Source organism: Reichenbachiella versicolor (assembly GCF_003171675.1).
GTDB lineage: Bacteria > Bacteroidota > Bacteroidia > Cytophagales > Cyclobacteriaceae > Reichenbachiella > Reichenbachiella versicolor.
The window spans coordinates 247,487-260,442 of the sequence record NZ_QFZQ01000005.1 but is presented as its reverse complement, the minus strand read 5'-3'; the positions used below and the strand labels follow the sequence as shown (position 1 = coordinate 260,442).

Sequence of the window (12,956 nt, the reverse complement as noted above, 5' to 3'; positions counted from 1 at the left end):
GTTAAATGTGCGCCATTACAGAAATTTGGTATGTTTTAATAAATTCGAACCAATAGGATCTTAGCCTTAGATTAATACCTTCAAAATGTCCATATCAATAAAAGCAACTTAAGTCCCCATACCATGTAAAAATGCTTGGCCTTTTTCGATAAAATAGATTTAATTTCCATTCACCTCCATACCCTCTTATTAGAATTTTGTTGATTCATTCCCTACAACGCTCTGTGTATAGTGCGTATTCTGAAGAGTATGCATTACAAACCTTGCTGACAGTCGTTTTTACTTAATATTTTAAAACTTCGACATGCTCAATTTGTTCTAGATATTTCTCAACAAAACTTTTATGTGAAGCGCCTATTATGACAATCAATTTCTTTCCTGGATTACGAGCAACAACTCGCATAATATTAGCTGTAATCTGTAAATTACGCATCTCCCAGAATGAATATCTCGCTTTATCAGAATGGGAGGGAAAATTTGTTTTTAACCAAATTTTCCATTGCCCATTATAGTCCTCCTTTTTATATTCATCACTGTTTAAAAAAGTGTATAAATCAGATAAATCATTTGTTCTTAGGCATTCTTGAGTTAATTGATTTAACTTCTGATATACAGGTAATTGATTAATATCATTTATTTGATTGAAGTTGTCCTGGTAATCCTTTATAAAATCAGGATAATACTTAAGCAAAAGAGCTTCATCTTGGAAATTATCTATAGGCTCAATTTGATTGATATTTTCTCTTTTGGCCAAAGATACCGCCAAGCTATAATATTCATTATTACTTATAGTGCTCTTTTCTAATAAGTTGGCGATATACTTATCAAAATTTGATGTAAATACTACTTTATCTTTAATATAGGCATATTGCAAAACTGCCGATGGCAAGTCTGTAATGGCTAGATAATTGAATAGTAGTTCTTTTCGCTGATTAACATTAAGATTACTTTTGCAGGACAGTTCTTTAATGTTTTTTTCAGCTTTTAAATAACTGATACTTTTACTACTTTGAACCGTATCTGCTACCTTAAGGAATTTAGATCCAAATCTTCCTTTAGTTATTTGATCAAAGGAACTATCCTGTCTTGATTGTATGCCATATAAAAGTTCCCCAGACATTTTCTCAATACATATTACTTCAAAATTAAACGAATCCAATTTATCAATAACTTTATCTAACATTGATATCTCAAACCCTTTTAATTGTTCCAAATGAGATGTTCCTAATACTAGTATTTGATTTTTGTCTGTCTGAGCTAATGCTGTTAGAGAGAAAAAGCATATTATAATTATGGAATGTGTAAATTTCGTTTTCACCATTTTGATTTCTATTTATTAATTATTCAGTTACCATTCTATTTTTAGAATTCAAACAATAACCTAGTATATAACACTCTACTTTTCTTTGTATTAATAATTAATACTTGCAGTAGTTTCAAGAATATGAAACAATAAGGAATGTTAACAAGCGATCACTAATCCCCATATGATACAGGCTGTTCTTACCGAGATGCAAAACAACCCTTACTTGGTAAATGCGAATCCTCTAAAGCTGAGTCGGTAGAAAAATCTGAACATAGAGTAACTGCAGAAGTGTCCCATTCACTCAAATCTTGGTTAAATGACTGTGCTTCATAAAACATCAAACGAATATCTACTACACTAGAGACATCCCAATTCAAGGGTTGATTGAACATAGAGGCTCCTGAAAACATATATCTCATATTAGTAACATTAGATACGTCCCAGTTTAAAGCTTGATTAAATGAACTGGCTCCTCGAAACATACTATTCATATCCGTCACTTTTGACACTTCCCAACTGCTCAAGTTTTGATTAAAAGAAGTAGCGCTGTTAAACATCCTTTTCATATTCCTTACGCTTGATACATCCCAACCACTTAAGTCTTGATCAAAAGAAGAAGCTTGATAAAACATATCTTTCATGTCTGTAACGCTAGAAACATCCCAGTCCAAAGGTTGATTAAAGGATTGAGCTCTTCGAAAGGTTCCCACCATATTGGTAACTTTCGAAACATCCCAGCTACTTAGGTTCTGATTCAAAGAGGCAGCTCCGGAAAACATACGCTCCATCGTACTAACCGAACTCAAATCTGGCGCGTCCGATGCAGTGACTTCTATATTGGTACACCCCTTAAAGGCAAATTGCATGGTTTTCCATTCGATTTCTCCCCAACTTGTCACCTCTTGTATGAATAGGGATGAACCACTTCCATTGAAGAAAATAGCTGGAAATTCTCCTTGAACTTTAACTGTGTAATCTCCTTCAGTCGTGTAAGTATGTGAAGCATCTCCCTCGTAGCTTTCTATATCACTCCCGTCTCCCCAGTCTACAGTATAGTTATAAGTATAGGTAGGGTTAGTAGGAATAGTAATAGTCAGAGATGTTGGGGTGATTTTCCACTTAGTGATGAACGGATCATATTCGTTCGTTACATTTATCGTGACTTTAGCCTGTGACTTCAGCTCTCCGTCTGATACTTCTATGATGATCTCGTGACTTGTCATGGTTTCATAGTCTAGTAACTTCCCAGAAACTAGACTCAACTTACCATCATTGGATATCTCAAATAGTTCATTGCTATTCTCTACTAGAGTATAGATTAATGTTTGATCGTCAGTAGCTACTATGGCTGCTATCTCTACATCATCAGCTACGTGCTCTGCGACTGAAAAAAGCTGATCGGCTATTTCGGGTGCTTTGTTTTCCTCTTTTGTCCCTTGGGTTTCATCTTCATCTAATACTTTGATCGTAACCTTTGCCATTGAGCTCAACTCTCCATCGGATACATCGATTGTAACTTCGTAACTAGCTACCTTTTCATAGTCTAGGTTTTTACCTGATACTAGGCTGAGTTCGCCTGATGTAGTAATTTCAAACAAATCATCAGTATTCTCTGTGATAGAGAATGACAGATCGTCTTGATCTATATCTGAGGCTTTCACAGTACCAATTACCACATTGTCAGCTGCATTTTCTGAGATTGAAAATGATTGATCATTTATTTCTGGTGCTGTATTTTGACGACCTGATTCATCTTCTGTACAAGCGAAACCTATGACAGTAAAGATGATTGTTAAGGCTAGTAATTTTAGATTTTTGAAGAACATTTATTGATAAGAATTGAGTTGAACTTGGTCTTGCTATTCCAAATCCTACATGATTAATGGATACTAAACAATGAGCCAAAAGTACATTTCGAAAAGACTTCAAAATTGTATATTTCTTACAGTCCTGAATTAATTGATGAAAATCTGAAGTCCGAATGGAGAAGGGAATATTGAACGATAGTCATGGTCAAAAAGTCTACACTTAATAATCTTGACGGTTCAGAACTTCAAAATCAGATTAGGATTGCTTTGAGATTTAGCTGAAGTAATACAGCAGATTCTAAATCAGAAGATATGCTTGCATTACCATTATAGAAATAATCACTATCGTGACGATTTAGCTCAAGATCATATCTTCTAAAAAACAAAAAGAGGTTGCTCAGACCTATGCCCGAGCAACCTCTCTTCATAAATAAGTTTATTAATTCTCGAAACAGCCCTTAGTTGGTAAGTAAGAGGCATCAAGAGGAGCTAATAAAGAAAAACTACTACATTTAGTAACATTGATGGTATTCCACCCACTCAAATCTTGATTGAAAGATTGAGCAGCGAAAAACATTTGATACATATCTGTCACTTTAGAAACATCCCAGCTACTCAAGTCTTGGTTGAATGTCCTTGCAAAGAAAAACATCTCATGCATGTCTTCGACATTGGAAACATCCCAGTCTAATGGTTGGTTAAAAGCCCAAGCGGCATTGAACATACGTTTCATATCAGTAACACTTGAAACATCCCATGCACTCAAATTTTGGTTAAAAGCAAAAGCATTCATAAACATGCTGTTCATGTCGGTTACACTTGAAACATCCCATGCACTCAAATCTTGGTTGAACAACGAAGCATTCATAAAGACACCTCTCATATCCTTTACATTAGAAACATCCCAACTACTCAAGTCATTGTTAAATGATTTGATACCACGAAACATAAATTTCATACTAGTAACCTGACTCAAATCTGGAACATCTGTCGCAGTTACTACCAAGTTGGAACAACCATTAAAAGCATTTGACATCGTCTTCCATTTGATATCTCCCCAACTATTTAATTCCTTCACAAGATCTTTGGTCCAGCGTGGAAATGTTATCCCAGGAAATTCTCCTATAATCTTAACTCTATAAGTCCCAGCAGTTGCGTACCTATGATCAGCTCTACCAGTTTGGTTATCGCTAACAGTACCATCGCCCCAGTCAACTGTATAGTCATATACATAATCTGAATGGGTATCAATAGTTACATTCTGGTCAGAACTATTGGTCTCCCATGTAAAGATGAACGCTCCATCTTCAGACAACTCTTCTGAAACTGAAGATAACTGATCCTCTATTTCAGCATTAACATTTTGACGTTCTAGTTCTTCGTCTGCACAAGCGAAGCCTAAAAATGCCATGATAATTGATAAGGTCAGTAATTTTAGATTTTTCATATAAAATAACAGTTAAAAACGCATGCGGCACACCTAATCCAGACCATGCTTGATACAAAAGAGTTTAGGACCTCCTATTTAAACTCTATAAAATCACTTGAAACATTCATCCAAATGAAGTTATAGCCTGTTTCACTAATGACGTTCCTATGCTCAATAGTATAGGACATATATGGCTTTTTCCAAGATCGACGAAGGAGTCTAAGAATTAAACCCTATGGGCTATAGCCCTTAAATTAAATTGACGGGATTATTTTACAGGGATGCAGGTGAATTGCTATTTCAAGCGCGTTTTATATCAGACAGATGGCGTACTGACTCAATAGCAACTAGGACGAAATTACGCTCAGGAAAGCGAAAAAAATTGTAGAAATCTTTCAGAGGATGAAAAAGATGAAATCATAAAAATTGAAAACAATCTTCACACTTTCTTAACAACCAAAACACTAATCTCTAACAACTGTTTTTCAAGCTTTTATCAAGAGTAAATACTAATAAAAGGAAGTTTTTTAAACAGAATAGAGGAGAGAAACTTAAAAATAGTTTTACACTAAGAATAGATTTCAAACTCTAATAGCTAAGTAAGAGTACTTTGATGGTAGTTAAGTTTGGAGAAAGCTATTTTCTTACAATGCTTCTTTTCTTATTATCCTCTATCAAACGGTAAATATTTAATATGAGTAAGCCTGCGATAATAATTAATGCCCCTATATAATAGTATGGAGAAGAGGCAAGTTCTGTTTTCTGAAAAAGTCGTTTCAAATTTGCCAACATAAAAACTGCACCTACTATGGCTAAAGCTAGAAGTACTCCGTTCTTGGTTAAAAAACTCCATTCGGAGAGATTATGTAGAACGACAGGCATCACTAGCAGAATAAGATAGACTATTATTCCTCCTGCACTATTAGGCACGACTAGCGCAATATCCTTCAGGTGATGATTCATCACTAAAAAATAGAAATGAATCAAGTGATTAATCCCTATAGCAGCTACCCATAACGACAATAACTTACGTGAATTTTGATATCGAGAAATTTCTTTCATACCCTCTATCCCTATCCAAAGTGCCAATCCTGTAAACATCAAAAATGAAATTCGAGCTGAGTATCTTGCGGAGAGTTGAAATCTCATATCTAAGATGTCTGTAATCTGAGCAGCGTAGAGATAGACTATTATCTCTATGACAAAAAGTGATGCTGTAGTAATTACTAACTTTTTAATCATAGATCAAATTTAATTAGTTAGCGACAATGACATAATAATTTGATGCATATCCTCCCCATACACCGAGTGCTTTACTATCCACATTGTGCTGAACTTCATTACCTGAAGAAGAAAAGGGATTGCTGAAGGAATAAATCTCAGATTCGGCAGTTGACCAAAAAGTAAAATGCTCGTAGTCTAATGAACTAAATTTTACAATTACACTATCACCCGACTCAAAGAATCCATCATCTCTGGTCTCATCGAAACTCTCAACCCCTTTAAAAATAGAAAAATCAATGGTTTCCCCTTGAAAAAACTGATCTGAAATAGTTGAGTAATACATTGGTATAAATTGGTTGTCAATACCTATTCTCTTAGTAAAAACTCTATAGTAGTTTTCTCTATCAGGCGTATCACTGACTCTCCCCATAAGAAAAAATTTATCGTTTTCTTTACGAAACCAAAGGCTATCGATTTCCTCTCTGGGCTGAATCGATGTATATGAGACATATGTTTCTCCATCTACTTCAACCTTTAGCTCATACTGTTTACCTAATTCTCCTTTGATTTTTGACCCTCTATAGACGAAAAGGGGGAAACTCTTTTCGTTTCGTCGCAATATCAATACCTCGCTATTTTCTCCATCATACAAGGTCACCAATGCATTAACCTCTGATGCTCTTACCAATGAATCTTTGGTTAAATTTTCAAGATATCCTTCAGACTTGGTGAGTGCTACGTGAGCAAAACCGTCTAACTCTATACTCCCGTCTATTACTAATTTTGGTACATAATTTCGTGAAGCATCACTAAGGTCTACTTCATCACAGCCCAACATCACAATTAACAATATCAGAATTGTATTGACTTTAAAATCGATATTCATATTGCACGCTTGGTATGATTGTAAATAAAGACACTTCTATTATATCAACACTGACTTCCAATTCCTCTAGACTTCCTATAAGATCGTAATAGACGTAATAAGGGTTTCTCCGATTGTAAACATTGTATATCCCAAAATTCCAAACTCCTCCTTTCTTCCCTTGAAGCCGCATCCCTAGATCTAATCGATGATAAGCAGGTAGCCTTAAATTATTCCTACCTTCATAATCTCCAATTACATTTCCATCAATTATATATCTGCCAATAGGTACTGTAATAGCATTCCCCGTACTATATGAAAAGGCAGAATTGATAGAAACCCTATCATTTATTTCAAAAACAATCTGAGCATTTAAAACATGTCTACTATCATATTTAGCAGGGAATGAAACACCTTCATTTAGCTCTTCGAATACTTGATCTGTCTTTGACAATGTATAATCAAATTTGGAAGACCACTTTCCTAGTCTCTTTCTTAATACTATTTCTGCTCCTTTTGATTCTAATCTTCCAGACAAAAAATTATCGTCAAAATTTAGCCCCGATGTTCCATATCCAAGCAATATACCATTTTGATATTCTATAACATTGTTTACCGTCTTATAGTAAGCACTCAATCCTAACGAAAAATCCTCGTCAGGAAATTCTATCGAATATTCTGAGCTTAATTGATGACCTATTTGAGGCTTGATCTTTTCAGTACTTGGCACCCATACATCTGTAGGTAAGGACACTGAAGACACTGGTGCTAAGTGAACATATTGAGACATCTTATCATAAGCTAATTGGACATTCGAATCGTCTCCCAACTTATATCTAATGGATACTCTAGGCTCTAAATTTTGAAAGTTGACAATTTTTTCGCCTTTAGCATAAAAAACAGAATCCACGACAGTCAAACTTGGATCTGCGCTATATCTAACATGCTCACCTAAATGATAATACCAACTAAATCTTCCTCCAATATTCAACGAGACCCGATCACCAATCGACATTTCTTGATTTAATGAAGTAGCCACCTCTCTGGCATTCAACTTTTCCTCATCTAGCGTATTTAGTTCAAAGTCCCCAGATCTAATGTCAAATGTATTTGGTACAAACTGATATTGCTTGATCTCAAATGACAATTCAGTGTTTTGATTCGGCAATAAATCATCTATATATAACCTACTAGAAAACCCTACTTCATCAATAGAAGAATATATACCAAGTACATAATTCAGAATGGTAGCATTAAAATTCACATCGTATTGAGATCTACTTATTGTAAAATCTTGTGAAACCATATCGTTATATAAATGATAGTAGTTCATAGCATAGGCTTGATTCTCCCAACCAATATTATTAGTAAACCCATTATTTCTATTGATACCATTGTTTATATAACCATCCTGTCCATAGAATGAAGTAAATGTGATTTTATCATTAGCACCTAGTCGGTAAACAAGCTTACCATTTAAATCAAAAAAGTAGCTATTGAGAGAATTTCTAACTTCTGAATCTTCTGGTAATACAAGTGCCGATAATTTGTCAACATACATTCTTCTTGTCGCAAGATGTACTCCTAATTTCTCTTTAATAATGGGTACCTCTAAAGAAGCCGAAGCCGAAATAGTGCCTATACCTATATTCCCTTTTATTTTGTCCAAACTAGGGTCTAAGGTTCTAATATTCATTATTGATGATACTCTCCCTCCCATTGAAGGACGAAAGCCGCCTTTGTAAAAAGCAACCTCATCAAGAATATCAGAATTAAAAACGGAAAAAAAACCAAACAAATGGTTTGGGTTGTAAATGGTAGCACCATCTAACACGATCAAATTTTGATCAGCAGCTCCCCCTCTTACATAATACCCTCCTACATTTTCTCCTCCAGAATACACACCTGCATTTGTTTTTATTGCATTCAAGACATCTGCTTCGCCTATAGACGGTGCATATGCCATATCTTGAGATGAAATGTACTGAACTCCAATATCAGAGTTTTGACCTACTAACCTGTCGTCATTAATCTCAATTTCTCCTATAAGAATATCCTCTATTTGAAGTTTGTACAACAGTTTTTGTTCGTCAGAAGAAACCTCTATAGTATCTGTGATTTGTTGATATCCAATTCTCGTAATTAGGATATTTGTCTTCCCAGACGGGATGTTGAAGCTAACTTTGCCATTTGTATCAGTTACCCCAGTTTGATTATTAACCTTTACTAAGGTCCCTTGTAACACAAATCCAGCCTCTGAATCTTGCACTTCAACGACTAATTTTTGTGCAGACACTGAAAAATTTAATATAAAAAAAACAATAATTAGTACAACATTTAGTTGACTCATAAAATAAAAATTTAATCGGCGCAAAACTGCGGAATGTTGTCTAAAGAGAATAACTTCCGCGCTCATTTAACTGATTGTTTTAATTATCTAATTCTATTAATTATCACTATGGAAAAACCTTCAATTTCAAAATTATTTTTAGCTGTGCTTCTAGGACATTCATTACTTTATTCGTGTGGGGATAAAGATAGTGATTCACCTGAACCAGCTACTGTTGAGAGTTCTAAAGACAGAATGGTTGACGATGGCGTAGCGCTTTCTAACTCGTTGGAAAAACTAAAAGACGAACCTGCTGTCACGGCACTTATCCACTTGTCTTCTTTAGGAGATGAAGAAGATGGGTTCGCTATTGCTGAATTTATCGATCAGTCGATAACTCAAAAAGTAGCTAATGGAGATATTGTATCAACTTCAAGAGTGCTTGAAGAGGATGTAGTAGATCTTGATCAAGAATGGAATGATAATAAAGGTACTTATGAGTACAATTCAAATACTGATGATTTCGATTTTACAGAAGGAGGAAACAGTATTGTTATCAAGTTTCCGTCTAAAGAAGGAATATCGAATAATAGCTCGATTACTTTAAGCAACTATACATCTAAAACAACTTCGAATGCGGATGTTTCTAATGAACTAGAAGTTTTACCAAAATCAATAAATGTAAGTCTTTCAGTAGACAATATTGATGTAATGTCCGTAACTGGATCTATGAGTTACGATTCGGAGGACTTACCCAATGATGTAGATGCAAGTGTAACAATAGGTGATTTTTCATTGAATGCTGATTATAGCAATGATGGCTCGAATGTAAAATATGAATTAAGCTTCAAGGAAGGAGAAAACATTATTCTTCTTAACTCTGCTTCGATATCTGGAAACATTTCATATTCAGAGTTTTCTGATTTTGATGAAGAAAAAGGTGAACTTTCCGATTTTAACTTAAACAGTCTTACATACACTACTCAGTTGATTAATACTAAGATTGAGCTTGCACTGGATAATGGGAATAAACTTCTTTCCGAAATTGAGGGTTTAATCGAGCCTTCTGAGGATGAAATTGAAAAAGTTCTTAATGATAATATCTCAGTAACAGCTGTATTTGCAGATACTAATCAAAAAATTGCTGATGTTTCTTTAGATATAGTTACAGAAACATATACTGAAACTTACGGAGGTTACGTATATGAGTATGAAGAAAGAAATATCGAGTTGATTATGACATTCGATGATGGTTCAAAAGTTGCTTTAGAAGACTTCTTTGATCAACAGTTCAATCAGGTAATTACAGATCTTGAAAACTTACTTGAAGAATAAGCTTACAAAATAGAAAATTATTTAAAGGCCTCTAATGAGGCCTTTTTTTATATTAAATACTGTAGAAGATCAGGTTTCTCATTGAGGTATTCATATGGAAAATTATTCTTGGTCATATTCTCAAAAAGAGTATTTAGACTCTCCTTATCATGAAGTTCTACACCAATAAAAACTGGACCATTTTCCCTATTATGCTTCTTAGAATATTCGAAATGCACAATATCATCTTCTGGACCTAATACATCCGATACAAACTCTTTTAGTGCTCCTACTCTTTGTGGAAAGCGAACCATGAAGTAGTGCTTTACACCTTCGTAAAGAAGTGATCGCTCCTTAATCTCCTCGGTTCGTGTGATGTCATTATTACTCCCACTGACTATACAAACTACCGTTTTACCTTTGATTTCATCTTTATAGAAATCTAATGCTGCTAAGCTCAACGCTCCAGCAGGCTCTACTACAATAGCTTCTTGATTGTATAATTGAAGAATAGTGGTACATATTTTCCCTTCTGGTACTAACTTGATCTCGTCCAGTCCATCTTTACATATTTCCAGAGGTAACTTACCTACAGCTCGGACAGCAGCTCCATCGACAAAAGTATCTATCTCATCCAAGGTCACATTCTTACCTTCTTCAATAGACCTTTTCATTGCTGGAGCTCCCTCAGGTTCTAGTCCAATGATCTTAGTGTCTGGTGATAGTTGTTTAAATGCGGTAATTAAACCAGAAGCCAAACCTCCCCCTCCGATGGGGACAAAAAGGTAATCTATTTGTTGGTCAATATCAGTTACTATCTCAAGAGCAACCGTTCCTTGTCCTTCAATAATCTTAGTATCATCAAAAGGGTGCACGAATGTAGCACCATGTTTATCTTCAAACGCGCGAGCCTCTGTATATGCATCATCAAAAGTATCTCCTGTAAGTACAATATCAACCATGTCCTTCCCGAACATTCTTACTTGATTGATCTTTTGCTTAGGTGTTACACTTGGCATGAAAACAGTGCCTTTGATACCTAGTTTTTTGCACGAATAGGCAACACCTTGAGCATGATTGCCTGCACTTGCGCAGACTATACCATGCTCTTTTTCCTTATCTGATAGACTAGAAACTTTATTATAGGCACCTCTGAGTTTATACGATCTCACTACTTGAAGGTCTTCTCTCTTAAAATAGACCTTGCTTTCATAACGATCCGAAAAGTTCAAATTAAACGAGGTGGGAGTGCGCTCAGCTACTCCGCTCAAACTAATATGTGCCTTTAGGATTCCTTCAAGTTTGGGTTTATTACTCATGACATTACAGCTTCTACTTCTTTATCAGAAGTACAAAACTCATTGATTGCATCCGCGATCTTACTAAATGTCTGATCAAGTACCTCTATATCTTCCTCTAAAAGTGTAATCCTAAACCCCAACAGTTCTGACTGGAAAGAAGACAATGGAACCACACATACTCCTTTAGCTGCCAATAGATAGTAGACAAATCTCTTATCTGGCGAAGACACATTCTCTACCCAATCCTCCGCTTTTGCTTTCAACTTAGCATCATCAATTTCCAGAAACTGATTATTGTTGATCACCCCATCTTTAAATACAATCGTATTGTAAAACGCTCCATTTGTAGGGTTGAAGTTAATATATGAGATATCCTCTAATCTTGAAGATATTACTTTGCTTCTCTCCGAAACTTCTTGTCTTCTTTGAGCCAAATAAGGTTGAAAGCTTGGATGTTCTTGAATCAATGGTAATGCTTTCTGAGGTAGAGTTGTAGAACAAACTTCTACCATTTTAGCATTTTCCATAGTGGCACAGTAATTATTAAAGTCTGGATCTGCATCGCGGTTATAAAACTCCATCCACCCACATCTTGAACCCGGCCAAGGAGTATCTTTTGAAATACCTTTCATGGCTATCCCCGGTACATCACCAAGAACTTGAGACAGTGATTTAGTTTCAACACCATTGTAAATAATATTGGTATAGATTTCGTCACTAACTAGGAAAAGATTGAATTCTCTTGCTATCTCTACAATTTCTGTCAGCACTTCTACAGGATATACCATACCTGTAGGATTGTCTGGATTGATGATAAGAATACCTACTATACTTGGATTATATTTTACCTTTAATCTAAGATCTTCCAAATCGGGGTACCAATGATTTTCTGGGTCTAGATTATAGGTTAAAGGTTCTTTATTGGAGTGAGCAGCTTCCAGTGCTGAATGCGTCGAATATGCAGGTGAAGGACCGATGACTCTTGAATGTGGATTAAGAAATTGATAAAGTTTACCAATAGCATCTCCTAAGCCATTGAAAAACAAAACATCATCAGCTGTTATTTGAACCCCTGCTTTTTCATTGTTCTTTTTAGCTACATACTCTCTAGTCCCAAGCACTCCCTTTGAATGACAATAGCCATAGGTCAAATCGTCATCGACTAAACCATGAAGAATTTCTTTAATCCAATCAGGAATAGTGGCATTTTTGAGGATTGGGTCTCCTATGTTTTCCCAATAGATCTTCTGTCCAAGCGCTTCGAGTTCCTCGGCTTTTTTGACGATGTTACGTATTTCGTAATCTAGCTGTCTTGACCCCTCATGTAATAATACCTGCCTCATTTCTTTAGTATCATGGGCTAAGGCCAATTTTCTTTAA

At 35.3% G+C, this 12,956-nt stretch carries 9 protein-coding genes; 1 reads left to right on the top strand and 8 read right to left on the bottom strand.

Going from position 1 to position 12,956, the window contains the following annotated elements; genetic code table 11:
- Positions 1-283: 283 nt before the first annotated feature.
- From DKG80_RS11605 to DKG80_RS11580, 6 genes are all read right to left on the bottom strand, one after another.
- On the bottom strand, positions 284-1,321 hold the full coding sequence (locus DKG80_RS11605; protein ID WP_109831511.1) for a DUF5694 domain-containing protein: 1,038 nt from the start codon (positions 1,319-1,321) through the stop codon (positions 284-286).
- Positions 1,322-1,503: 182 nt separating this feature from the next.
- The gene (locus DKG80_RS11600; protein WP_109831510.1) at positions 1,504-3,132 is read right to left on the bottom strand and encodes a BspA family leucine-rich repeat surface protein; all 1,629 of its coding nucleotides are present in this window, start codon (positions 3,130-3,132) and stop codon (positions 1,504-1,506) included.
- A 421-nt stretch (positions 3,133-3,553) separates the two neighbouring features.
- Positions 3,554-4,561, bottom strand: a complete 1,008-nt coding sequence (locus tag DKG80_RS11595; RefSeq protein ID WP_109831509.1) for a BspA family leucine-rich repeat surface protein — start codon at positions 4,559-4,561, stop codon at positions 3,554-3,556.
- A gap of 618 nt (positions 4,562-5,179) precedes the next feature.
- Positions 5,180-5,785 (bottom strand): hypothetical protein, encoded by a 606-nt coding sequence (locus DKG80_RS11590; protein ID WP_109831508.1) that lies wholly within the window; start codon positions 5,783-5,785, stop codon positions 5,180-5,182.
- A gap of 13 nt (positions 5,786-5,798) precedes the next feature.
- Complete coding sequence (locus DKG80_RS11585) at positions 5,799-6,653, bottom strand: DUF4249 family protein (protein ID WP_109831507.1); 855 nt, start codon at positions 6,651-6,653, stop codon at positions 5,799-5,801.
- On the bottom strand, positions 6,637-8,982 hold the full coding sequence (locus DKG80_RS11580) for a TonB-dependent receptor plug domain-containing protein (protein WP_162555837.1): 2,346 nt from the start codon (positions 8,980-8,982) through the stop codon (positions 6,637-6,639). The genes DKG80_RS11585 and DKG80_RS11580 overlap by 17 nt, the downstream gene beginning before the upstream one ends.
- Before the next feature lie 108 nt (positions 8,983-9,090).
- On the opposite strand from DKG80_RS11580, the gene DKG80_RS11575 reads away from it, so the two are divergent.
- Complete coding sequence (locus tag DKG80_RS11575) at positions 9,091-10,296, top strand: hypothetical protein (RefSeq protein WP_109831505.1); 1,206 nt, start codon at positions 9,091-9,093, stop codon at positions 10,294-10,296.
- A gap of 47 nt (positions 10,297-10,343) precedes the next feature.
- Here DKG80_RS11575 and ilvA read toward each other — a convergent pair whose 3' ends face one another.
- Complete coding sequence (gene ilvA, locus DKG80_RS11570) at positions 10,344-11,594, bottom strand: threonine ammonia-lyase (RefSeq protein ID WP_109831504.1); 1,251 nt, start codon at positions 11,592-11,594, stop codon at positions 10,344-10,346.
- On the bottom strand, positions 11,591-12,919 hold the full coding sequence (locus tag DKG80_RS11565; RefSeq protein WP_109831503.1) for a pyridoxal phosphate-dependent aminotransferase: 1,329 nt from the start codon (positions 12,917-12,919) through the stop codon (positions 11,591-11,593). The genes ilvA and DKG80_RS11565 overlap by 4 nt, the downstream gene beginning before the upstream one ends.
- Positions 12,920-12,956: the final 37 nt, after the last annotated feature.